This window comes from Streptomyces tanashiensis (assembly GCF_014648895.1).
In the GTDB taxonomy this organism is placed as follows: Bacteria; Actinomycetota; Actinomycetes; order Streptomycetales; family Streptomycetaceae; genus Streptomyces; species Streptomyces tanashiensis.
In genome coordinates this window covers 71960-95979 of record NZ_BMRZ01000004.1, presented here as the reverse complement: position 1 = coordinate 95979, position 24020 = coordinate 71960, and the positions used below count along the sequence as shown (strand labels likewise).

Genomic DNA, 24020 nt, shown 5'->3' with positions numbered 1-24020 from the left:
AGAGGGCAGCTGCCCCCATGGCTCCGGTCGGCTTTCCCACCGGAGGTACAGCACCACACGTCGTCCTCGACATCACCCGCATCAACGATGACACCGACTACCAGCCTGAGTACGAGGCCGAAGGCGCCACCGCTGACTACGTGGCCCGGCTCTGCGCCGGCAACGACAACTGGACCGCACTTGCCCTGGCACGCGTCCGCGCCAGGGCAAGTGCGGCAAGACGCCGTCCTGCCCCAGGTGCCTCCCATGCGGAGGCACCTGGAATTCGACCACCCGGGTTCGGTCTTCACGGTGCCGACCTGGCACCGTCCGCAGTTGATGGGACGGTCTCCACCTCGGGGTGCGGGGGACATCTTTGGTGTGGGCGTACCGGGGCCTACGCGATCACTCCGAGGTCCGACGCAGCACCATGCACACGAAACCGAAGCTGTCGCGGTATCCGTGCAGCCACTCCGAGCGGGCGGCGTTGGCCGTTTCCAGCGCCTGCGCGGCGGCCGGATGGGCGGGGTGGTCGAGTGCCCACGCGGCCAGGGAGCCCCAGCAGGCCCACTCGTAGGTGTCCAGCTCAGCCCGGGTGCTGACATGGCAGTGGACCGGGGTCCAGCCGTCGGCGACGACGCGGTCCACCGTGGTCGCCAGGTCGTCAAGGTCGCCGAAGATCTCGAGGGCCGCCGGTGACGGGTCGCGGTCCCAGAACGACTCGCCGATCAGGACGCGGCCACCGGGAGCCAGGTGCTCGCGGGCTGCCGCGAGCGTGGGCAGGAGACCGCCGTAAGCGTGCGTGGCACCGATGCTGATCACCAGGTCGAACGGCTGTGGGGAGACGAAGTCCGCGGCCGCCTGCTGGTGGAGGACCAGGCGCTCGTCGACCCCGAGTCCGCTCGCTTCCTGGCGGGCCCGGGTCAGGGCGACTTCGGACACGTCGACGCCTTCGGCGTGCAGGGCCGGGCGCGTGGCCAGAGCGCGCAGCAGCCATTCCGCCGTGCCGCATCCGAGGTCGAGGACACGCTCGTCGCCTCGCGGCAGGCCGCGCTCGAGCAGCCGGCTGACCGAATCGTCACCGAGCGGGGACTTGATCGGGTGGTCGGCATGCGCAATGCCGGAGATCTGTTCACGGCTCATCGGCGCAGCCTCCACCGTTTCGAGGAGCAGTCTTGCGGCCACCGCCGTCCCGTCGGTGCGGATGTTGTCGGCGACGGCCTTCGCCCGTGCTTCCGTTTCGGGGGTCAGGGCTGTCGCGAGTGCGGCCGACAGGGACTCGAAGGTCGGGGTCGGGCCGTCGTGGGCGGCTCCGATGCCGAGCTCGGCCACACGGCCGGCCCAGTAGGGCTGGTCCGCCATCTGGGGTACCACGACCTGGGGCACGCCGGCCCGGGCGGCCGTCGTCGTGGTGCCCGCGCCGCCGTGGTGCACGATGGCGGCCACCCGGCGGAAGAGGGCCTGATGGTTGACCTCATCGATGGCGAGGCAGTCGTCCTTGTCGTCGGCCGGTTCCAGGTCGGCCCAACCGCGGGAGAGCAGGACACGGCGGCCCTGCGCGCGGATGGCCTCGATGGCAGCCCGAGTGACGTTCTGCGCGTCGCGCACGGGAATGCTGCCGAAGCCCACGTACACCGGTGGTGTTCCGGCGTTCAGGAACGCCTCCAGATCAGCCGGGAGCGGGCGTTCGTCCGGGCGGATCCACGCGCCGGTCTGCACCACGTCGAGGTCCGCAGGTTCCCGCCACGGACTCAGGACCGGGTCGGCTGCCAGCAACGGCCGATCGGTGAGGACGTGGTCGCGGACGCTGTCCACCGGGGGCAGGCCGATCGATGCCCGGTGCGTGTTGATCGCCTTGCCGAACAGAGCGTTCAGGTTCTCCGCGTTCAGCTCCCACAGCGCCCGGTTGTCGGTCGCCTCCGCCGGGACGGGCCGGCCCGGCCACGCCAGCGGCGGGTGGTGCGGCGACGGCAGGAACGCCGGAAAGTAGGCCACGGGCATGTAGGGGATGCCCAGCTGCTCCGCCACCGACCGCGCGGCGGCCAAGGCCGGGAGCAGACCGGTCGCCACCACCACCTCACAGCCCTCTGCGGCCGCGGCGACCGCATCGTACGTGGAGGTGAGCAACGCGGCCGTGCGCTCGGCCAAGCCCTCCGCCGCCGTCGGCGCCGTGCCGGTCACCACTGCCTTCACGACCGGCCGCAACGGCTGGCCGATCGGTGCCAGCGGGAAGCCCAGGCTCTCCGAAAGCTCTGCGAAGTCCGGCGGCGCGCACACGCGCACTTCCGCGCCGAGCGCCCGCAGACTCACTGCGAGTCCCACCATCGGCTCGACGTCTCCACGCGACCCGTACGCCATCAACAACACACGCATTGAGCGGTTCTCATTTCCATGGATGCCGGCCTGGGCCGGTGAATGTGGGGCAAGGCCGGGGCCTTGCCGGAAGCCCCTGGGGGACCTCGGGTGCGGAGCTGCGGCGGTCACCGAGCCCAGGCAGCTCACGGCTGCCCTGGGTACCGGGTACGGAGGCGACTGCGTCGGAACGCATCGCGACGTGAGCCCCGGCCTGCTCCGGGCGCACATGGGTGCAGCCCGACCAATCCCCCATCCGCATGTGCGGACGGAACGGACTTGCTGGCGATCAGTCCTCGATCGCCTGGTACAGAGTGGTCCAGAAGTCGTGCATCAGGTGGATCGAGTCGGGCACGGATGTGCCGACCTGGGTGAGGAGGATGCCGACGACGTTGTTGACGGGGTCGGCGTAGGTGGAGGTGCCGGATCCGCCGTCCCAGCCGAACTGGCCGACGGGAGCGTAGTCGCCGAGGTAGGTCCGCACCGCCATCCCGAAGCCCCAGCCGCCGTGCTGGCCCTGGCCGAAGGAGATGTGGACGTTGTCGGTGGCCAGTTCGGTGCGGGCGGCGGTCTGCGCGGGGGTGAGGCGGTTGGTGGTCATCAGTTCCACCGCCTGCCTGGACAGTACGCGCTCGCCGCCGTGCTTGCCGCCGTTCAGCAGCATCTTGAAGTAGGCGTGGTAGTCGTCCGCGGTGGAGACCAGACCACCGCCGCCGCCCTGGAACGCCGGAGGGGTGCTCCACCGGCCGCCCTTGGGCTCGTCCCAGACGTGGAACTCGCCGGACTGCGGGTCGGGCGCGTAGAGGACCGGCAGCCGGTCGCTCTTGTGGTCCGGGACGTGGAATCCGGTGTCCTCCATCCCCAGTGGGCCGAAGACGTGTTCGAGCAGGGCTTCCTCGAAGGTCTTGCCGGTCACGCGGGAGACCAGTACGCCGACCAGGTCGCTGGCGAGCTGGTACTGCCAGTGGTCTCCGGGCTGGTGCATCAGGGGCAGCGTGCCCAGGCGGCGCAGCCACTCGTCCTGCTCGGGCATCGGCGTGGGCAGGTTGGGCGTCAGCCCCTGTGCGAAGACCTCGTTCATGATCGGCGTACCGATGGAGGTCATGTCCATACCGAGGCCGAAGGTGGAGGTCAGCACGTCCCGGACCGTGATGGGACGGCGCGCCGGGACCGTGTCGTCGAGCGGGCCGTCGAACGCCTTCAGCACCTGACGATCGGCCAGCTCCGGCAGCCACCGGTCCACCGGGTCGTCCAGCCGCAGCCGGCACTCGTCGAGCAGCACCATCGCCGCCGCCATCGACACCGGCTTGGAAGTGGACGCCATCCGGAAGATGGTGTCCCGGCGCATCGGTGCGCCGCCCTCGTGCTCCATTCTGCCGAGCGTCTCGACGTGCGTCTCGTCGTCCTTGCTGTACAGCGCGACGACGCCGGGGATCTTGCCGGAATCGACGTGTCGGGCCAGCACGTCGCGGATCCTGCGCTGCCCGGAAGCGGTGAACTGGGACATGGCGGGGTGGCGCTCCCTTGTCGGGTGGAAATGTCGGGTGGAGGGGTGAGGTGAGAAGGAGGAGGTGGTGGATGAGGGGGTCAGAGGCTGCGGGCGGAGACGTTGCCGCTGCCGCTGGTGGCGCTGATCTCCAGCACGGGGGAGCCGTCGTTCTTCAGGACGTTGCTGACGCGGCCGTGGCGGGCGTCGGCGTCGAGCGTGGCGGAGACACCGGGGGCGGCGGCGATCGAGATGTCGCCGTGCTGGGTGTGGAGCACCACCGTGCCGCGCACCGCCTCGCCGATGGTGATGCCGCCCCGCGCGGCGGAGATCTCCGCGGGGCCGCCCAGCCGGCCGACGTGGACATCGCCGTCGATAGTGGTGAGCCGCAGGCCCTCTACCTCGGCGATCTCGATGCGGCGGTGGGCGCCATGGACGGTGACGTCGCCGAGCCGGCCCTCGGTGCGCACCTCTGCGGCGGAGGAGGTGACCTCGGCGCGGGAGCCGGTGGGGAGCTGAACCGTCACCTCGACGGATCCGGGGTTGCTCAGCACCTGGTTCCGCGCCTCCGGCGAGATGACGCGCAGCACGCCGTCGCCGCACTCGACCGTCGTCTGCTCCGCGGCCTTCACATCGCGACCCTTGCCGGCGTCCGCGGGACGCACCTCGACGGTGGTCTCGGCGTGGTCGGCGGCGAGGAGGCTGATGCGCCCGGCGGGGATCTCCACAACGGCGACGATCGCCTCGGGGGCCTTGAACTTCTGCATGGGACGTTCTCCTTGGTGGGGTGGTCCGGCTGTGGCAAGGCCAGGTGGTGGACTGGTCAGGTGGTGGGCAGGTCGAGTTGGTATTCGTGGGTGCTGCGGTGGAAGCGGAAGCCCAGCTGCCGGTTCACGGCGAGCATGTGTGTGTTGTCCTGGGCGTTGTCGGTCTCGATCTCCACGATTCCGGGGTGCTCGGCACGGAGCCTGCGCACCATCTGTGCCTTGACCCACAGCCCGAGCCCGTGGCCGCGGTGAGCGGGCACCACCGCGGTGTCGTACTGCAGTGCCCGGCGGGTCTCCCCGGCCCGGATGACGATCTCGGTGTATCCGGCCATCTCCCCCTTGACGAGCGCGGCGGTCGTCAGCAGTACGTCGCCGCGCTCGGCCAGCACTTCGGCCATGGCCCGGACCCGGTCGGCGGTCCAGGTCTGACTGCCGTAGTCCATATCGCCCATGGGCATGTCATTCATCGCGTTCTTGGCGGCGGCGAACGCCTCGGCCAGGTCGTCGGGAACCGTGCCGGTCCAGTCGGCCAGTTCGTAGCCGGGGTGCTCGGCGTCGGCCGCGGCGTCGTCGGCCCGGGCGACGTCGAGCAGCAGGTGGTCCAGTGCCAGCACCCGCCGGAAGCCTCGCGCGGTGCAGAAGGCGTCCCCCGGTCCGTCGCCGGCCACGGCGGCGATGATGCTGCGCCGTTCCTCGGCCTGTGCCGCCGCCGCGACCGTGGCCAGCAGGAGCGAGCCGACGCCCGAGCCTCGCCGGTCGGGAGCGACGTGCAGCTCCAGCTCCGACAAGTGCCTTTGACCGGGCGAGGTGAACAACCGCAGCCCTGCCACGCCGACCGCTGCGCCGTCGGGCGCGGTGGCCTGCCAGAGAAGTCGACGGTTGTCCCGCCCGGGGACGGCGAGTTGGGCGTGGACCTGATCGACCGTGGGCCGGGGCTCTTCCGGCAGGTCGCCGGCGAGCGAGGCAGCCACGACCGCGTGCCAGGCGGCGGCATCTTCAGGAGAGACACGAGTGAGGGGGACGACGCTGATCATGTGGGGATCCTCGGTGGGGAAGGCGGTCTCGTTCAGGAGGGAGGTCGGAGTGGATCGGTTCGGGCCACCCGACGCAGCCTGCGTCATCGCGTTCACGTTCCTTCAGTCGGTGTGGCGCACGAGCGGCCAGTCGATGTCGATACGGGCCGTCGTGGCCAGGTAGTTGGTGAACACGTTGAGAGCGACATGGGCGACGACCTCGACGATCTGCCCGTCGGACAGACCGGCGCGCCGGGCCGCGGCCAGCTGCTCGTCGGTGGCGGCTCCGCGGTCGCGGACCATCACGGCGGCCAGCTCCAGGACGGCGGCGGCCCAGGGTTCCTCGGCCTCACCGTGGCGTGCGCGGCCGGCCTCGGCGGTACTCAGCCCGGCCGTCCTCGTCGCGCGGAACGCGTGCACGGAGAGGCAGTAGTCGGATCCGTTCTCCTGGGCCACCAGCAGCGCGATGCTCTCGCGTACGGCCGCCGGCAGGGTTCCCGCCGCGCTCAGGGCGGTGACGACGGCCACGTACCCCTTGAGCACGGGCGGGCTGTTGGCCATCACCCTGGCCAGGTTCGGTACGACTCCCAGGGCCTGGTGCGTGGCGTTGAACAGAGCTGCGGTCTCGCCGGTCGTGTTCTCCGGTTCGACGGTGTGGAGTGCTGTCATGCGGAGAACTCTGCCGGGCGATCTTGATACATTCCCGATGCGTCTTCGATGCGCGCGACGGTGACCTCTGGAGTGGCGGCATGCGGTTCACGATCCTCGGCCCGGTGGAGGCCGTGGCTCCCGGTACGGGCACGCCCAACCTGGCGCCCCGTCATCGGGCCGTGCTCGCCTACCTGTTGCTGCACTCCGGGGTCGCGATCAGTGTGGATCGCCTGATCGACGCGATGTGGGGGCCGCTGCCGCCGGATTCCGCCCGCGCGCAGATCCAGACCACGATCGCCGCGATCCGGCGGATGCTGCGGGCTTCAGGGGCCGACGGGATGCTGGCGACGCGGCCGGCCGGGTACGTGATCAACCCCGAGCCGGGGCAGCTCGATCTGGAGGAGTTCACCAGCCGGATCGCCAAGGCGCAGGCCGACTCCGACGACCCGGGGGACATCGCGGGCCGGATCCGTGCCGCGCTGGCGCTGTGGCGGGGCGAGCCGCTGGCCGACATCACCGCCCCGTACGTCCAGGGCACCCGTGCACGTCTGAACGGGCAGCTCCTGACCGCCGTCGAGCGCCTGGCCGAGCTGGAGCTGGCCCGGGGGCGGCACGACAATCTCATCGACGAACTGTCCGTCCACACCTCGGCCCACCCCCTGCGGGAACGGCTCTGCTGCCAGCTGATGCTCGCCCTGCACCGCGCCGGACGCCAGACCGACGCGCTGCAGGTGGCACGGGACTTCCGGACGACCCTGGCCGAACATCAAGGGCTCGACCCCGGCCACGCGTTCGGGAAGCTCGAACAGGACATCCTGCGGGACGCCCCCGAACTGCGGCCGCCGGTCACCGCGCCCGCCGCCGCGCAGGCCGTCACGCCGGACGTCGGGCCCGCCGCCGCGCCGGCGAAGCCGCAGAGGGCCAACTTCCTGCCGTACGACGTCCCGGACTTCACCGGACGCGAAGACGAGCTCGACGGGCTGATCCGTCTGTGGTCGGGCGACAACGGCGGTGTCGTGACGATCTCGGCGATCGACGGAATGGCCGGGGTCGGCAAGACGACGCTCGCCGTCCACGCGGGGCACCGCCTCGCGGACCGCTTCCCGGACGGACAACTCTTCGTCGACCTGCAGGCGCACACCGCCGGCCAGGTCCCCCTCGACGCCGGTGCCGCACTCGAGGTCCTCCTGGGCCAACTCGGCGTACCCGCCTCACAGATACCCGCGTCGGCCGCCGATCGCGCCGCCCTGTGGCGGTCCGAACTCTCAGGCCGTCGCGTGCTGGCCGTGCTCGACAACGCCCTCGGCGCCGACCAGGTACGTCAGTTGCTGCCCGGAGCGGCCTCGCGCGCCCTCGTCCTGATCACCAGCCGCCGACGGCTGACCGACCTGGACGGGGCGCACGCCCTGTCCCTGGACGTACTACCCGCCGCGGACGCCGAGGAGATGTTCACGGCCGTCGTCGGCGCACGGGCGGCCGCCGAACCCCTGGCCGTCCTCGACGTCCTGCAGCTGTGCGGATTCCTGCCGCTGGCCGTCCGCATCGCCGCTGCACGCCTGCACCACCGTCCCCGCTGGACCGTCGCATACCTGGCCGACCGGCTCCGCGACCAGCGCCGCAGACTCTCCGAGCTGGCCACGTCGGAGCGCGGAGTGGCAGCGGCGTTCACGCTGTCCTACGAGCAGCTGACCGAGGACCAGCAGCGCATGTTCCGGCTCATGGGACTCCAGCCGGGCCGCGACATCAGCGCCGAGGCGGCATCCGCGCTCACCGGCCTCCCGCTCGACGAGGCCGAAACGCTCCTCGAAGACCTCCTGGATGCCCACGTACTGGCGCAACATCAGCTCGGCCGCTACACCTTCCACGACCTGCTGCGCGAACACGCCCTCGCCACCGCGGCCGCCCAGGAACCCCCCGACGCTCAGCGCGAGGCCCTCGGTCGACTGTTCCACCACTATCTCCACATCGCGAGTACGGCCATCGACCATCTCTACCCCGAGGGCAGGAACCGCAGGCCGCGCATCCCCGCGCCGGGCACCCCGGCATGGCCCCCGCGGGACGAGGCCGAGGCGATCGCCTGGCTCGACGCCGAACGCGCGAACCTCATGGCGACCGGCCAGTACGCGGCCGAGCACGACATGCTCCCGCACACCACCCGACTGGCCGCCACCCTGCACCGCTACCTCCTCGGCCACGCCCACCAGGCCGACGCGCTGGCCCTCCACGGCCTGGCACTCCAAGCCGGCCGCCGGAGCGGCGACACCGCCGCCGAAGCGCGCACGCTCATCGATCTCGGCGAAGTGCATTTCTGGTGGCACGGCGACCACGAGCAGGCGGCTGAGCAATACCGGCACGCCCTGGACCTCGCGCACGGGATCGGCGACCGAGGTGCCGAGGCCCGCGCACTGCAGGGCCTCGGCATCGTCTCCAGGCGCCGACGGGACTACGACCGGGCCCACGACCACAGCGCGCAGGCCCTCGCGTTCTTCCGCGAGCTCGGCGACCGCGGCGGCGAGGCCCGATGCCTGACCGATCTCGGCATCGTCCACGAGCACCGGGGGCGGCACGAGGACGCCCACGAGCACCATCGGCAGGCGCTGCACGCGTACCGCGAGACGGGATCCCGCATCGGCGAGACCATCGTGCTGAACAACATCGGGCTGCTGTACCAGCGACAGGGCCGCTACGACGAAGCCCGGCGGCAGCACCGCCAAGCCCTTGAGCTGTGCCGCAGGTTCGACTTCCCCGGAGACGAGGCCGAGTCGCTCAACGCCCTCGCGGAGGCCGCCCGTTCGCTGGGCGACCTGGCCCGGGCCGTGACCGAACACGACAGCGCGCTGACGCTCGCCCGCGAGTTCGGCTACCGCCCCGAGCAGGCCCGCGCCCATGACGGCCTGGCGCACGTCCACCGCGACCTCGGCCGCATCGACCTCGCCCACGACCATGCCCGACATGCCCTGGACCTCTACACCGCCCTCGCCGTCCCCGAGGCCGACGAGATCCGCACCTTCCTCGCCGGGTTGCCGCCGACCACGAATGTCCCGACGACGACCGTCATGTCGTGAGGGCCTGCATCCAGGCATCCGGGCCGGGGTCGTCACGCTCGGCCCGTGCCGCCAGCCGCTCGAGGTAGTGCTGCCGGCCCTCCGTGTACACGGCGCATGCCCCAGAAGATTCGGACCGTCGCAAGCCGCTTCCCCATGGACCGCACCCGCATGGCCCTGCCCAACCGGGGCGAACCCAGCCATCCAAAGCTGGCGGAACCAGTGCACGTGGCCGAACGAGCGCTCGACAAACCAGCAGGACGGCTCCCTCGGGCTCACGGCCCCGGGCTGGGCGGTACGGGGCCGCAGGGCCAACCGACCTGCCCGGTAATGCGCCGGCGCCAGCCGTTCCTACGTGGGTTCATCGGCGCTGTTCCTCGCCGATGTCAGGTCGGCGAGAACGCGTAGCGTCGCCTCCGCCTCGGTGATCAGCCGGTGGACGAGTTCGGCGGCCGGAGCGATGTCGTGGACGAGGCCGGCGGTCTGGCCTGTCAGGGGGACCAGCTCGTGCGCCGTGCCGTCGCGCATCGACGTCATCACCCGGGTGCGCATCGCCTCGGCCTGGGCGGCGGTTGCTTCGGGGTGGGTGTTGCCGTCCTCGACGAACCCGGTGCGCAGGGACCGGGGAACGGTCGTGAACCCGCCCTCGGCCGGCGGGGGCAGGATCTGGTCGGCGAACGTCACTTTGACCGCGTCCCGGCTGGCGGCGGAGACGATGGCCGCCTTCCGGTCGTCGCTGACCTCGCATTCGGCCGAGGCCAGGAACCGGGAGCCGATGTTCGCGCCCTGCGCCCCCAGGGCCAGGGCCGCGGCGATGCCCCGGCCGTCGGCGATGGCGCCGGAGGCGAGTACCGGCAGCGGCCGGACGGCGTCGACGACCTGCGGCACCAGCGCCATGGTGCTGACATCGCCGCCGCTGGGAGGGCAGGGTCTACGGACTCCGACCGCTCCGGACTCCTGGCACGGCCGACCGGCGCCGAGATGACACGTTCGCTGCGGACCGGACGGACACCGGACGGACACCACGCCGCGTAACGCCGTTGAGCGTGGCCGGGGCAGACGCTAGGGACGGCGGTGACCGGAGAGCCAGCCAAGTGGCCGCTGCGGCACCGTCTTTGTGCGGACATGGCGCGAACGGATTCCTCCCGTGGGACGATCGGCGGCGGGCTTGCCGGCACAGCACGGCGCCGTACGCCGAAGCGACGCTGCTGTCAGCGCGCTGCCCGCGCCGTACGCACCGACCCCGACCCCTGTACGAGGTCGCGACACCAGCGAGGTCCGAGATGGCACGAGTGAGCCCCGCGTTCCTTGACACGCCGTACGAGGTCACCGATCACTCCGTCACGCTCGGCTGGCGCATCGACGGGGACACCCCGCTCAAGTACCTCGTCGCGGCCCGGCCGGGCACGCTCTCCCCGACAGTCGACGTGACTCATGGATATGCCCGCCCGTACCGTCGGATCCCTGGTGCTGCTCGACCTGACGGTGCCCGCCCGGGACCTGGCCCGGGCGACCGGATCACCCTTCGAGCCGGCCCCTGCGGTCGTGGCGGAACTGGCGGCGGTGTGCGAGGAGATGGCGCCGATGGGGCGCCGGATGAACGTCTTCGGCGAGGCCGTCGTTCCGCCGACGGACGCCTCCGCGTTCGAGCACCTGCTCGCCGCGACAGGCCGGGATCTCCGCATCTGATCCTCCCCCGCCCGCATCCGCTCCGGTACCCGCTGCGCTCGTTCAGTCGTCGGCAAGCAGCGGCCCGAAGGTGCGAGCTCCGATGACGAGGGCCTCGTCCTGGCTGATGATCCGGCCGGGAAATTCGGGGTGGCGACGCGTCCACAGCTCAGCGGTGGAGCGGTCGGCGAAGAAGTTCAGGGCCTCGCAGCACACGTCGGCCGCGGGGCCCTCCCCCGCCCGTCGGCCGACGAAGACCACCGCCTCCTCGGGTTCCCACCGCGCGGAACCGCCGGTGAAGGCGACGGTGATCCGCCGGCCGCCGACCGGGTCGCACGAGGTGACCTGGACGTCCTGGTCGAGCATCGCCGCGACGCCCAAGGCGTCGATCGCACACATCGACCACACCTCGACCCCGCCGCCCAGGCGGACCTTGTGCCGTGTCTCCCTCGCGGAGAAGGTGATCACCGTGCCCCGCGGTCGGTTTGAAGCGATCCGGGACACTCCGGAGCCTCTATGAGACCCGGATCGCTTCAGAACCAGCAGGGGTAGCGAGCTTTCGGAAGTCTTGGGCCGCGACGCTGCGCCGAGCCCGACCGCACCAGACTGGGTCATCGCTTCCTTTGCGCGACTGCCATGCGATCCAGTTCGGCCCGAACTCCCTCTGCTCGCAGCCAGCCGTAACCGGCGTCTTGGAGGAGGCGCAGCAAGCCGTCGATGTCGGCATCGGTCGGGTGCTGCCCGTGCCGGGCAAGAAAACCCTCCAGGTAGGGCGCTGCGGCCTCGTCCCAGTCGACCGCTTCCCGGGCCTCCAGCTCCCAGTCGAGCTCCCACAGTCGGGCGCCGTCGACTCGGCTCCATGAGAGCACGCGACGGCTGTCTGAGGCGACGACGATGTCGTCGACCGGCTGCCGGTGTTCACCGAGGACACGCAGGCACCGTCCGGTGCCGACATCCCACGCCCGGATCTTGAAGTCGCGGCCGGTGGAGATTGCGAAGCGTCCGTCGGCGGTGAATCGGAGCTTGGACGGTGTGTGGTCCGGTTCCTTTTCGAACTGCCGGAGTCGTTCCCCGGTGGCGAGGTCCCACAGCTGAATGGCCCCGGCCTCGTCGCCCGTCAGCAGTTGGCGTCCGTCGGCACTTAGGCCCGCCGAACTCCATTCGACCAAGCCACGCGGCTTGAAGAAGGCTTCATAGCCTGTCGGGTTCCGCGTATTTCCCGGGGGGCGTGGTGCGTCGATCCTGCGGACGAGGTGGCCGTCGGCCACCTCGTGCACCAGCACCGTGTCGCGGTGCACCCCGCCGATCGCGGCCGCAAGGGAGAGCGGACCGGCCCAAGCGACACTGGTGACTCTTTCGTGCATGGTGGACAACACGGAACCCGTGCGCAGGTCCCAGAGCTGAGTCCAGGGATGGCCGCTGAAAAGCGCGTGACTGTCGTCGGCTGCGAAGCGTACCGACCATATCTCGTGTTCGCCCACGTCGAAGGTGTGTAGGCATGCGCCGGTGTCGACCGACCACAGCCGCACCCGGTCGTTCTCACCGGACAAGAGTCGGCGCCCATCGGCGCTCAGGCTGAGGCAGACCCCCATCCCCCTCGACCTGCCGGGGTTCACACGGATCTCGCGCAGTTCGGTGTCGTGCTCGATGTCCCACAGCCGGACCGTGCCGTCGGTGTGGCAGACCGCGGCTACCGTGCCGTCCTGGGAGAGGTCGGCCGACTGGAAGTGCCCGGTGGCAAGCGTCTTGCCGGGCCAGGAGCCGCGTAGGACCGTGCGGATCGATTTGCGGGCCAGCTTTCGCCAGGCGGACAGCACGTGCGACTGACGTTCGTACCCTGCCGTGGCGCGCGCCTGCGTGAGCAGGTCAAGTGCCGCCGGCAGACGTCCGTCGGCCATCGCCTGCTCCGCCGAGACCACCTGCGCCTCCACCTTCTTACTCAGGTTGGCCAAGTCGGTGACGGGACGTGGCCGGCTCAGTTGGAGGATCGCGCTCCCGGTTTCGGCGGTCTTGGGTCCGGCCGGCATCGTCCAGCGCGCGACGGTGCCGTTGTCGCTGACCGAGATCGCACGGCGGGCGTCGCCCGCCAACCTCACCTCGTCCACGTAGCCACCCGTTTCGGGTAGGGCGAAGGTTCGCAGGCAACGGCCGGTGCGCAGATCCCAGAATCGGACAGTCCTGTCCACCTGTCCGCTGGAGAGTAGGAACCGCGAGTCACCGCTGAACGAGAGTGCCCTTACCCCACTGCGGTGCCCTTGGAGCCTGTGGGCGCACTGACCGCTCACCAAGTCCCACAGACGGATGGTCCCGGCTGCGTATCCGCTGGTGACCGCGGAGCGGCCGTCGGGGGATACGCGGAGAAAGCCCGGGGCGATCCCGTCGGGTATGGGCGCGGTCTGCCACCCGCGTCCGCTCGCCGGCTCCCACATCCGAATCCGATCGCCGTCGGCGAAGAGAGCCAGACGCCCGTCAGCGGTCAGGTCGATCCCTGCCCGCCAGCCTCCGTCGTCCTCGTCGTGCAGCACGGTCCGTCCAGCTCCCCAGAAGTCCCAGAGCGTTACCTTCCCTTCCTCCGCCCACAGCACGAACCGTGCGTCGGCGCTGATCCGGACGGTGTAGTACTCGCCCCGAGCCACGAACCCCCTGCCTGGTCGGCGCGGCCGCTCCGTGCGCACCTCGTACAGGCCGCGGCCGGTGGTCAGGTCCCAGATTCGAATCGTGTCGTCCCCGCTCGCGGAGGCACCGACAGTGCCGTCTGGACTGATGTCGACGGCGATCACCGGACGGCTGCTCCCAGAGAGCGTCAGGTGGCAGTGCCCGCTGTCCAGGTCCCACAATCGCACCGTGCCGTCACGGCCGCCGGTCAGCGCGAGCGGCGCGTCGGCGGCGATACGGACTGGGTTCACGATGGACTGCTCGCCGCGCCAGGCGATTGCCGAGGTCTCGGTGCAGCGGGCGTCGACACCCAGGGGGGACCGGGCGGCGCGTAACGCCGCTCTGACGTCCGGTTCATCAGAAGTCTCGTGCAGTGCCGACTCCAGCAACGCGCGGGCGGAGGTCAGGTCGCCGCGTTCCAGGTGTACTTGGGCGAGCAGGTGCCGGGCCTGCCAGGAGTCGTCGCCGGCGCGGATGCCGTCGAGTGTGGCGATGAGGTTCTCGTCGGTGATGTCCGCGCGTCGCCACCGCCGCAGGCCGTGGTTGTAGGCCGCCGCCAGGTGCTGCGGATCGGCTTTCGTCGCTGCCGTGAACGACCGGTCGGAATCGCCCGGTCTGCCGAGGTCGAGCAGGGAGAGGGCACGGTTGTTCAACTCGTCCGCCAGCAGTTCGGAGGCCTTGGGCATCTGACGAGGATGGGGGTGTCCCAACGCCCGCTGATAAATCCCGGTCAGCTCGGCGGCGATCTCGGACATCGATCCCGGTCGGTGCGCGGGGTCATGACGCAGGCATCGTTCCAGCAGGTCGGCAAGGTCCGAGGGCAGGTGAGGCGGGCCGCCGTCCGGGGGAACGCCTTCCGCCTGGGCGCGGTGCTGCGCGAGGACTTCACCCGCGACTTCGCCGGCCCGCCAGGTCGCTCCTCCGGTGAACATCTCCAGTACTGCGACCGCGTAGCTGTAGACGTCGGTGCGCCGACCCAGCGGCAGTCCGTCTACTTGCTCGGGCGAGGCGTATCTCCGGGTGTATCCGCCTGCCGAGACCGGGACACTCACGCCTGGCGCGGTGTCGTCCGCGGCCGCCGCGAGAGCGACGGCGCGCGCCCGGGCGATGCCGAAGTCGGTGACCTTCGCCGTGACGGCGCCTTCCCCCGCCTCCTCGATCAGGACGTTCGCCGGTTTGACGTCCTGGTGCACGAGACCTCGGCTGTGCGCGTGCTCGAGGCCCCACGCGAACTGGATCGCGAGATCGAGCATGCGGGCCAGCACGCCGCGGTGGTCCCCGTTGTAGAGCCTCCGGCCGCGGATCCAGTCATGGAGGCTGCCGCCAGGGACGTACTCGGCGAAGACGCGCGGGACTCCGTCGAAGACGCGTACGTAATGGCAGCTGCACACGTGCGGATGCAGCCCCAGCGACACCCAGGTCTCGGCCTCGGTGACGAACTGCTCCCGGCGAGTAGCGTTCCACCGCTGCCCTTTCGGGCTCTTAACCGCCAGGTCGGCGCCCCATGCGAGATGCCGGACCTGGTGCACCACGCCCATTCCGCCCTGTCCGAGGATCCGCGTCACCCGATAGCGGTCGTCTATGAGGTCACCCTCGCGCCACAGCACCGGATCCGCGTTCACGCATAGTCCGGTTCCGCGGCGACGTCACGCTGCCCCTCGCCGAACATGTCGGTGCCCTCAGTGTCGAACGTCATGACTGGGGATCCTGCGGTGCATCCAGGCTCTAACTGAGCGCCGCTTGAGGAAGATGTCATGACCAGAATTGAAGCACCGGCAGGCAGCATGACGCATACTGATTGCTGCAACCGGCCCGTGGGGCGAGGTATGTAAGAAGCGGGGGAAGCACCTTGGGCTTTCGGTACTACCTCTACGTCAGCGACAGCAAGGTCGACATGCTGCTGCCGCAGATCGATCCGTCGTTCGGCCAGAAGAAGACCAGAGAATTCGGGATCGACGCGAAGGTCGCCAGCTATCGCGATGTCACGGAGAGCACGCCGAACGACGACCGGATCAGTCGCCTGGACCGTGTCGTCAGTCACCTCGAGAAGCACGGTGAGCTGGGGTCGGTCGACGAGCCGGGGACATTCTTCCGAGAGCAACTGGCAATGCGGTGGAACGTGTTGACGGACAGTGACGGCACATCGCTGGCGTACTTCGGTGGTCGCACCGACAGTGGTGTCGTCGTCGGTCTGGGCGGTTCGACGCATCATGTCCTGGGGGCGTCTCCTGATGCCGGGGGCACCCCGACACTCGCCCGGTCCCTGTTGCCCTCGCTACTGGATGGGCTCCGCGTGGACCCGGAGATCGACTCGCTCGTCAACGGCGATCCCGGGCATCGTGCTACTCCAGAAGCGGCGGCTCTGAACGCGGTACGCCGGACCGTGGAAGCGTTGCAAGGGCCGGCGCAGACGATGGAGTTCGTTGCCAAGCGTCTTCTGCACGGGCCGAGTCCGGATCCGGAAGACAGATCCATAGTGCTGCTGGGTTCGCCCCTGTACGTCGCCACTGTCGACTGAGACCAGGCATGGCAGCGGAGGTACGGCTGAGCGTGGCCGTCGTCGGCGCGCAATCCATGACGTTCTCGTATGGCGAGCGAGGCACCGCCATCGTCGGCCGCGCCGCCGACTGCGCCATCGTGGCGTCCGCGGACCAGAGGCAAGTATCGCGCCATCACTGCGCGTTCGACATCGACCCGCCGACGGTGCGGGTACGCGACCTCGGGAGCCGGAACGGCACCTACGTCAACGGTGTCAGGATCGACGGTCCCGGCTCCCGGGCACACGACTTGGCCGACGGGGACGAGATACGAGTCGGCACCTTGCTGCTGCGCGTGTCCTCAGTTGATGACGGCTCACCCGCCCCAGCCGACGGTGACGCTGACGAACAGATCGACGGTTACACCATCGTGCGGGAAATCGGCAGGGGCGCACAGGGAATCGTCTACCTCGCGCGGCAGCAGGACTCCGGCGAGTCACTTGCCTTGAAGGTGCTCCGGCCCGAGGTGGCTATCCACCCGGAGGCGGTGAACGGCTTCCTGCGCGAGATCAAGAACACCAGAGTGCTCCAGCATCCGAACCTGGTGCGATTCCGCGACGCCGGCTCCACCGGAACGCTGCTCTACTTCGCCTGTGAGTACTGCGAAGGCGGAAACCTCGCCCAACGGGTGATCGAACAGGACGGGACCCTGACCCCCGCCGTCGCCATCGCCCTGATACGCCAGGTCCTCGACGGCCTCGCGTACGCCCACAGCGCCCCCCTGCCCGCGGTGCGCCTCAGTGACGGCACCACGGCTCCCGCGCGGGGCCTCGTGCACCGGGACATCAAGCCACAGAACGTCCTGCTGTCCGGCGCAGGACCCACCCCCGTGGTGAAGATCGCGGATTTCGGGCTCGCCAAGGCCTTCGAACACGCGGGGCTGTCGGACTACACCCGCAGCGGGGCGGTGGGCGGCAGCGTCGCCTTCATGCCACGGGCCCAGATGGTGAACTATAAGTACGCCACGCCCGCCGTGGACGTATGGGCCTCGGCGGCATGTCTGTACTGGGCTCTCACCCGCAGCACCCCCCGGGACTTCCCAGAAGGTACCGATCCCCTTCGTGTGGTCCTGCGTGAGCCCGCAGTGCCGATCCGCAAGAGGAACGCTGCACTCCCGACCGGACTGGCCGCACTGATCGACGACATCCTCGCGGTGGAGGATCCACGCGAGGGCGTCACCCCCTCTGCACAGGAGTTCAGACGCGCCCTGGAGGAGGCGATGTGAGAAGCCTCCGTTCCGGGACAAAGTCGAGCTCGTGCACCAGCAGCAATCTGCTCAAGCGCCGTACGACGACCCGGCCGGCCGCGTCGTACTCGTAGTGGAGGGACCCGGCCATCAGAAGACGGGTGCCGGCGTAGGTCCTCGGGCCGCGGGCCTCCCCGTGCCCGGCCCGGGCCGGCCAGTGCGCCGTGGCCTGGTTGCCGGCGCGGTCGTAGCCGTAGTTCTCCTGCCAGCCCGTGCCGGTGACGGCCAGGGGCCTGCCCATCGGGTCGAGGATGATCTGCTTGGCGTCGCGTTCCCCGCCGGGGTTCTGTTCGCCGATGACGAGCGGGAAGCCGTCGGCCCGGTAGGTGTGGTCGCGCGTCACCACGGGCGTGGGGCCGGTCCCGGCGACGAGGCTCTGGGCCGTCGGCCTGCTGACGCTGTCCCAGGTGGTGCTCAGGGTCACCGGGGTGCCCGGGTCGCCCCAGACGCGGGTGATCTCGCGGCCGAGCAGGTCGTGTCCGAAGGTGAGGGTGTGTCCGTCGACGGCCAGGTGGGAACGGTGTCCCGCGGGGTCGTAGGCGAGGCTCGTGACGGCGCCGGTGGGTGTGGTGCGGGCGATGCGGCGGCCGGACGGGTCGTAGGCGTATCGGAGGGTGCGGCCGTCGACGGTTTCGCTGAGCGGTCGGCCCATCGCGTCGCGTTCGACGCTCAGTGTCGAGGTGGCGGTGCGTGCCTCGACGAGTGCACCGGTGAGGTCGTACGAGTAGTGGGTGAGGTCGTCGTCGGCCTCGTCGGAGGTCAGTCGGCCCATGGCGTCCCACGTGTAGTCGACCATCTGTCCGGCGGGGTTGGTGCGTCGGATGATCCGGTTGGCCGGGTCGTAGGCGTAGTGGCTGGTGCGTCCTTCGAAGTCGGTCTCGGCCGTGAGGTTTCCGGCGGCGTCGTAGGTGTAGGTCCAGTGCTGTCCCAGCGGGTTGGTGACTTCCACGAGGCGCAGCTCGGTGTCGTAGCGCAGCTGGTGGCGGGCGCCGTCCGGGTCGGACCGGACCAGGGGCTTGTCGAAGGGCCCGTACTCGGTGCCCCACACGCCGCCGGCGGCGTCGGTGTAGGCCGCGCAGTTGCCTTCCGCCTCCCAGGTCCACGTCTCGCGGCTGCCGTCGGCGACGGTACGGGCGAGCAGGTGGTCGTCACCGTCCCGGACGAACTCCTGGACGCCTCCTGCCGGGTCGACGATCCGGAGGGGACGCCCGCGGTGGTCCCGCTCGACGCGCGTGACGCCTCGTTCGTCGTCGCCGACCTCCAGGGCGAGCCCGGCGCGGTCGGATCGGATGCGGATCGTGCTGCCCACCGCGTCGGTCATGGTCGCGATGGCGCCGGTGCGGTCGTACGTGAAGCTCCTCGCCGTCCCGTCCGGTGCCTGGACACTGGTGCAGTTGCCCAGGTCGTCGAAGGTCTGCCGCCACACCGTGTCGTCGTCTCCGGTGATCTCGACCGGCAGGTGCCGCTCGTCGTAGCGGGCCGTGGACGTGCTGCCGTCGGGCAGCCGTACCGCGATGAGGTCGCCGTCCTCGCTCCAGGTGAGTTCGGTGGTGTGGCCGAGCGCGTCGGTGCGGGTGAGGGGACGGTCGTAGGCGTCCCAGGTCAGGTGGGTGGTGTGGCCGAGGGGATCGGTCTCGGCGACGACCTGGAGGCGGTCGTTCAGGTGCAGGACGGTAATGGCGCCGGTGGAGTCGGTGTAGCGGGTGACGGGATGCCCGGTCTCCGGGTGGACGCCGTACGCGAAGCTCGACGAAAGGGTTCCTCCGGGGCGGATGGTGCGGGCGACCCGGCCCTGTCCGTCGTACACGTACTGGAAGGTGAACCCGTTGCGGTCGGTCCAGGACGTGACACGGCCGTCGCCGTCGTAGGTGAAGGCCATGGCGGGCCCCGAGGGTCCGTCCGGGCCGGTCAGGGCTATGAGGTGCCCTGTGGGGTCGTAGCCGTAGCCGACGACCGTCGCAGGGCCTCCGGGACCGCGGACGGCCAGGTCCGTCACCCGTGAGGTGGTGGCCGTGATCTGGACGACGTAGCCGCCCGTGTGGGACACGGCGGTCGGCGCGCCGTCGGGGCGGCGGGAGAAGACGACGCGGTTGCCGTTGCGGTCCTCGACGGCGGACAGCCAGTAGGCGGTGGAGGCGCGGTAGGGGCTGCCGGTGAAGGTCCGCACCTGCCCGCCGTGCGGATCGCGCACCTCGTAGGTGGTCTCGTCGCCGTCCACTCCCCCGTGGACCAGGGGGAGCCGGTCGCCTTCCACGGGGAGCACCTGTTCACCGTCGGGGCGGGGCAGGTCGTGCCGTTGACCGACGCGCAGTGGGCGCGGATAGAACCGTTGTTGCCTGATCGGACACCGCGGCGGGGCGGTAGGTGGCGTGATCACCGCCAGGTGATCGATGCGATCGCCTGGAAGTTTCAGACCGGGTCTCAGTGGGTGCACCTCCCCGCCGAGTACGGCTCGTGGAAGGGCGTCCATACGAGGCTGAGGAACTGGTCCATCGATGGCACGTGGGAACGTGTCCTCACCGCGCTGCTCGCGCAAGCGGATGCCGACGGTCACCTGGACTGGGTCGTCGCGGTCGACTCCACGATCGTGCGGGTCCACCAGAACGGCGCCGGGGCCCGCAACAAGGGGCCCCGGCCGGTGAGCCGGCCGACCACGCGATCGGACGCTCGCGTGGCGGGTTGACCACGAAGGTCCATCTCGCCGCTGACAGCCGCTGCCGCCCGCTGTGCTTCGTGCTCACGCCCGGCCAGGCAGGAGACGCGCCGGCGTTCGACCACGTGATGGCTGCCATCCGGATCCCGCGTCGAGTTGGCAGGCCCAGGACCAGGCCCTTCGCGGTGCTGGCGGACAAGGCGTACTCATCGCGAGCCATCCGGGACCATCTGCGACGACGCGGAGTACGGGCCGTGATCCCGCAACCCGCCGACCAGATCGCCAACCGCAAGGGCCGCGGCGACGGGCGCCCGCCCAGATTCGACCGCGATGCCTACAAGCAACGCAACACCGTCGAACGCTGCATCAACCGCCTCAAGCAATGGCGCGGTCTCGCCACCCGCTACGAGAAGACCGCCACGGTCTACCGCGCCGGTCTCCTCATCGCGGGCATTTTCCTCTGGTCCGGGTCCGCCCGATGAAGAGCAGGCAGCTCACGGCCGGAGGCACTCTCCCTGCGGATCGAAGCAGACGAGGTCATGCTCGCGAGCCAGTGCAGCGGCATACTCGGACACTTCTTCAGCTTTGCCGTAGGACATGAGCAGGTACACGATCGGGCCCGAGGCCTCCTCGATGACCGGGGGCGACGCCCACACGACACTGCGATCGACGTCGTCGGGATATCGCCCAACGAGAGCTTCCACATACGCCACGATGCGCGGCGCCGGAGGCACGACGACATCGTCCGACTCCAGATGGCGCTCGTAGAGCTCGTCATACGTCGAGCTCGCAGCACGGTTGTCGAATGGACGGTCGCCGTCCCACACAGCAAGGTCGTAGCTCCCAGGCGCATCGTCGCAGGCAACGGTTCCGCCGCCACCAGCAGGTCCTGCGATCTCTCTGCCAGTGATCCGTAAGAGAGCTCCTAGTCGAACCGGCATGAGACGCGTCGTGCCCCACACCGCAGCGTGGGGCACGAGGGAGGCGCACCAGCTTGACCCAGTCGGTTCGACCCCACGGCTCAGCCACAAGTGGATCAGGCCGGGATGCGGGTCCCTGCGCCGCCCACCCTGATCCGCCGGTCGCCCGCCCGCAGTTCCACCGTCAGGACGCCGGGGCGTCCCATGTCCTCCCCCTGGTGGAGGGTGAGAACCGTCGCCTCGGGCACGAGTCCGAGCTCACGGGCGTACGCGCCGAAGGCGGCCGCCGCCGCCCCGGTCGCCGGGTCCTCGACCACACCGCCCACCGGGAACGGGGCGCGGACATGGAAGACCTCCGCAGAGGCGCGCCAGACCAACTCCAGCGTCGTCAGGTCGAGCCGGTGCATGAGGGCCTCCAGGCGGGCGAAGTCGTACGCCAGGTGGGCCAGGCGCTCTCGGCTCGCGGCGGCAAGGACCAGATGGCGGGCGCCCGCGAAGGCGATGCGGGGAGGCAGGGCGGGATCGAGGTCGCCGGCCGGCCAGTCGAGCGCGGCGAGTGCCTCTGCCAGGTCATCGGCCGCGACGTCCTCGATGTGCGGCTCGACGCTCGTGAGTGTGGCCCGCAGCGCCCCGCCCTCGCGCGTCACGGTGACCGGCACGGTCCCGGCCCGCGTGGTGAATACCAGGTCGCCGGGGCCGATGCGCTCGCCGAGGGCCACGGCCGTCGCGACGGTGGCGTGACCGCAGAAGGGCACTTCCGCCTTGGGGCTGAAGTAGCGGATGGTGTACGCGCGCCCGACGTCCGACGCGCTGGGGCCCGCTCCCTCGGACGGCGCTGTCAGGAACGCGCTCTCGCTGTAGCCGACTTCGGCGGCGATCGCCAGCATCTCCTCGTCGCTGAGGCCCGTGGCGTCGAGAACGATTCCGGCGGGATTGCCTCCCTCGGGATCGTCGGAGAAAGCGGTGTATCGCAGGACGTCGAAGGTTTCCCGTACGGAGTTCATGCCGGGAGAACTACGCCGAGCCCCGAGGTGATTCCCCAGGTACGGGGACAGTCTCGGAGCTCCGCGTCCGGACACGACCTACACGCGGGCGCTGTCAGGAAGCTGCATCCGACAGGACGGAGCGTCCCTGATCCCGCCCGCCGATCGCAGACGCCGGGCCGGCACCGCGCCGCAGACCTCGGCAGGTGACACGAAGGACCGTTTCCCCGGTGAATTTCGTCCCCCAGAGGGAGGATGAACTTTCGGATTTCAGCGGGCGAAGGGGATGTGGGACTGACTTCGCCATGGTGACCTTGTCGATCCCCGATGACATGACCGCCGCGCTGGTCGCCGCGTCGGTGAAGGTCACATTCCACCTGTGGTCCTTCAGACGCTGCTGTTCCTGGCGGAGCGCGTCGTCCCACCCAGTACCTTGAGCTTGTCCGTCACGGCGGCGGTCTCGAAGTCCGACTTTTGGCGCTTCCACGTGGACCGGGATCAGCGCGACGAGTTGGTGCTGTTCTTCTTCGTCGGCGATCCCGACATCGGGAACACGTACGTGATGCGCCGCGAGGCGGCGTCCGGGCCTGAGGCCCCCTGAACCGGGGGCGGGGCGTCCGTCAGACGGGCTGGGTGGCGAAGACGAAGAGGCCCTCGGAGGTGTGGATGGCGGCGTACCCGTTCGTCGTGAACTGCGGCATCTCCGCGATCTCGGAGGCCAGCAGCTTCTTGTCGTCGGCGTCGAGCGCGGCTCCGACGCCGTCCAGGTACGCGTAGAGGACGCCGTTGCCCGGGAGGTCGCCCGGCCCGATGGTCACCTCGTCCTCCGCCTGGCGCCACAGCTCCTTGCCGGTCTCCGTGTTCCAGGCGACCGCACCCTTGCCGTACTGCACCACGGCGGTCTTGCCGTCCGGGGAGATGGCGAGGCCGTCGTCGTCGGTGGTGCCGTTGGTGTCGATGGCCGGCCCCTCGGCGAGCCGGCGGCCGCTCTTGACGTCGATCAGCGTCATGACCGCTTCGGAGCTGCCGTACGAGGACCATTCGAGGAGGGCCTTGTCGCCCCGGAAAGGCATCAGCCGCGCACTGGTCGCCTTGTCCGAGGTGACCAGCTTGGCGATGGCGGCCGGCGGCGTGAGGTCCTTGCTGTTCCACGCCTTGTTGCCCGTGCGGACGTCCTTGACGGTCAGCCAGTCGGCGGAGGGCTGGTAGGAGATGTCCGGCTGCGAGTAGTAGCCGAGACCGGAGCCGACCGTCCCCTTGAGGTCGAAGGCCGAGACATCGCTGGTCACGGTCTCCCCGCCACCGATCGGGATGAACGTGGCGCCGCCGCCGATGGAGCTGGCATCCACGAGGTAGCCGTTCCGGACGGGCGTGGACATGTGGGTGTCCTCGTCGAAGGAGGAGCTCCCGAGCTTCTCGCCGGACGGCGCGTACATGGTCAGCACGGTCTGGGTCGAGGCCTTCTTCAGGCCGCTCGCCGGGGTGTCGACGCGGTTGCGGATCAGGAGGGCCGGCGAACCGTCCCGCCACTCGCCCACCTGCGCGAGGGCCACCGCCGAGGAGGACGTGGACCCGCTGTCATCGGCGGCGATGGCGAGGTCGAACTTCTTGCGCAGCTTGCCGGTCTCGGCATCGAGGAGCCGGACGGTGAAGGTGTTCGTGCCCGCCTGCCCGTTGCTGTAGGTGGTGAGGACGAGGGCGTCCCCGACCGTGCAGATGTCGTTCTGCGACGAGTCCTTCACGGACGCGTTGCCCGCGCAGTTCCCCGCCTCGTCGCGCGTCAGGCTCCAGGCCGGCTTCGCGGCAAGGCCGGGCACCGGCTTGCCCTGGTAGACCGCGCTCTTCGGCGTCGCGGACGCGGACGCGGACTCAGTGACCGTCCCCGTCTCTCCGCCGCTTGGCTTGGCATCGGGCTCCGCGCTTCCGGAGCATCCGGTCACGAGACCCGCGGACAGCACCAGACCGAGCGCCACCGTCGTTCGTATGCGATTCAAGTTCCTTGCCCGTCTTTCCTCTTGAGTGATCAACGGACCAGCTTACTTCGATCATGACCCGCTCCTGCCAGG

General features: G+C 70.1%; 18 protein-coding genes and 1 pseudogene. 6 read left to right on the top strand and 13 right to left on the bottom strand.

From position 1 onward, the window contains the following. Positions 1–384: 384 nt before the first annotated feature. The 6 genes and pseudogenes from IE237_RS40740 to IE237_RS16140 form a co-directional block, all read right to left on the bottom strand. Complete coding sequence (locus IE237_RS40740; RefSeq protein ID WP_229842735.1) at positions 385–1122, bottom strand: SAM-dependent methyltransferase; 738 nt, start codon at positions 1120–1122, stop codon at positions 385–387. A gap of 12 nt (positions 1123–1134) precedes the next feature. Further along, positions 1135–2352: pseudogene (locus IE237_RS40735) on the bottom strand (glycosyltransferase); the annotation flags it as partial. 268 nt (positions 2353–2620) lie between these two features. Further along, entirely contained in the window at positions 2621–3838 is a 1218-nt protein-coding gene (locus IE237_RS16155) for a serine hydrolase domain-containing protein (protein ID WP_189802668.1), read from the bottom strand. An 80-nt stretch (positions 3839–3918) separates the two neighbouring features. Continuing rightward, the gene (locus IE237_RS16150; protein WP_189802667.1) at positions 3919–4584 is read right to left on the bottom strand and encodes a DUF4097 family beta strand repeat-containing protein; all 666 of its coding nucleotides are present in this window, start codon (positions 4582–4584) and stop codon (positions 3919–3921) included. 56 nt (positions 4585–4640) lie between these two features. Next, positions 4641–5618 (bottom strand): GNAT family N-acetyltransferase, encoded by a 978-nt coding sequence (locus tag IE237_RS16145; RefSeq protein WP_189802666.1) that lies wholly within the window; start codon positions 5616–5618, stop codon positions 4641–4643. 102 nt (positions 5619–5720) lie between these two features. Then, complete coding sequence (locus IE237_RS16140; protein ID WP_189802665.1) at positions 5721–6266, bottom strand: carboxymuconolactone decarboxylase family protein; 546 nt, start codon at positions 6264–6266, stop codon at positions 5721–5723. 80 nt (positions 6267–6346) lie between these two features. Here IE237_RS16140 and IE237_RS16135 point away from each other — a divergent pair, with 80 nt between their 5' ends. Beyond that, the gene (locus tag IE237_RS16135; RefSeq protein WP_189802664.1) at positions 6347–9313 is read left to right on the top strand and encodes an AfsR/SARP family transcriptional regulator; all 2967 of its coding nucleotides are present in this window, start codon (positions 6347–6349) and stop codon (positions 9311–9313) included. Positions 9314–9643: 330 nt separating this feature from the next. Here the strand turns inward: IE237_RS16135 and IE237_RS16130 are convergent, their stop codons facing one another. Further along, positions 9644–10315 carry an NAD(P)H-dependent flavin oxidoreductase gene (locus IE237_RS16130; protein ID WP_268253703.1) on the bottom strand — a complete coding sequence of 224 codons (672 nt, stop codon included), beginning with the start codon at positions 10313–10315 and terminating at the stop codon, positions 9644–9646. A 417-nt stretch (positions 10316–10732) separates the two neighbouring features. Between IE237_RS16130 and IE237_RS16125 the strand changes: the two genes are divergently transcribed. Continuing rightward, positions 10733–10981 carry a DinB family protein gene (locus IE237_RS16125; RefSeq protein ID WP_189802662.1) on the top strand — a complete coding sequence of 83 codons (249 nt, stop codon included), beginning with the start codon at positions 10733–10735 and terminating at the stop codon, positions 10979–10981. Positions 10982–11023: 42 nt separating this feature from the next. Here IE237_RS16125 and IE237_RS41335 read toward each other — a convergent pair whose 3' ends face one another. Together IE237_RS41335 and IE237_RS16115 are read right to left on the bottom strand one after the other, a co-directional pair. After that, positions 11024–11575 (bottom strand): alkylmercury lyase family protein, encoded by a 552-nt coding sequence (locus IE237_RS41335; RefSeq protein WP_268253698.1) that lies wholly within the window; start codon positions 11573–11575, stop codon positions 11024–11026. Next, positions 11572–15237 carry a protein kinase domain-containing protein gene (locus tag IE237_RS16115; RefSeq protein WP_189802661.1) on the bottom strand — a complete coding sequence of 1222 codons (3666 nt, stop codon included), beginning with the start codon at positions 15235–15237 and terminating at the stop codon, positions 11572–11574. Before IE237_RS16115 ends, IE237_RS41335 begins: the two co-directional genes overlap by 4 nt. A 227-nt stretch (positions 15238–15464) precedes the next feature. Between IE237_RS16115 and IE237_RS16110 the strand changes: the two genes are divergently transcribed. Beyond that, the gene (locus IE237_RS16110; RefSeq protein ID WP_189802660.1) at positions 15465–16133 is read left to right on the top strand and encodes a DUF7019 family protein; all 669 of its coding nucleotides are present in this window, start codon (positions 15465–15467) and stop codon (positions 16131–16133) included. 8 nt (positions 16134–16141) lie between these two features. Continuing rightward, positions 16142–17377, top strand: a complete 1236-nt coding sequence (locus IE237_RS16105; protein ID WP_189802659.1) for a protein kinase domain-containing protein — start codon at positions 16142–16144, stop codon at positions 17375–17377. Here the strand turns inward: IE237_RS16105 and IE237_RS16100 are convergent. Further along, entirely contained in the window at positions 17349–19661 is a 2313-nt protein-coding gene (locus tag IE237_RS16100; RefSeq protein ID WP_229842707.1) for an RHS repeat domain-containing protein, read from the bottom strand. The two genes, IE237_RS16105 and IE237_RS16100, sit on opposite strands and share 29 nt — an antisense overlap. On the opposite strand from IE237_RS16100, the gene IE237_RS16095 reads away from it, so the two are divergent. After that, positions 19662–20533, top strand: a protein-coding gene (locus IE237_RS16095) for an IS5 family transposase (RefSeq protein ID WP_370468197.1) whose coding sequence is annotated in 2 segments (ribosomal slippage) — positions 19662–20019 and positions 20019–20533 — 873 coding nt in all. Because the reading frame shifts where the segments join, the coding sequence is not laid out codon by codon here. Positions 20534–20545: 12 nt separating this feature from the next. On the opposite strand, the gene IE237_RS16090 is transcribed toward IE237_RS16095, so the two are convergent. Both IE237_RS16090 and IE237_RS16085 read right to left on the bottom strand, forming a co-directional pair. Beyond that, a complete protein-coding gene (locus IE237_RS16090; RefSeq protein ID WP_229842706.1) occupies positions 20546–20878 on the bottom strand; it encodes a hypothetical protein in 333 nt (110 codons plus the stop codon). Positions 20879–21087: 209 nt separating this feature from the next. After that, the gene (locus IE237_RS16085; RefSeq protein ID WP_189802657.1) at positions 21088–21975 is read right to left on the bottom strand and encodes a PhzF family phenazine biosynthesis protein; all 888 of its coding nucleotides are present in this window, start codon (positions 21973–21975) and stop codon (positions 21088–21090) included. A gap of 358 nt (positions 21976–22333) precedes the next feature. Here IE237_RS16085 and IE237_RS16080 point away from each other — a divergent pair, with 358 nt between their 5' ends. Beyond that, complete coding sequence (locus tag IE237_RS16080) at positions 22334–22555, top strand: hypothetical protein (protein ID WP_189802995.1); 222 nt, start codon at positions 22334–22336, stop codon at positions 22553–22555. A 19-nt stretch (positions 22556–22574) separates the two neighbouring features. Here the strand turns inward: IE237_RS16080 and IE237_RS16075 are convergent, their stop codons facing one another. Beyond that, the gene (locus tag IE237_RS16075; RefSeq protein ID WP_189802656.1) at positions 22575–23948 is read right to left on the bottom strand and encodes an outer membrane protein assembly factor BamB family protein; all 1374 of its coding nucleotides are present in this window, start codon (positions 23946–23948) and stop codon (positions 22575–22577) included. Between the last annotated feature and the right edge of the window lie 72 nt (positions 23949–24020).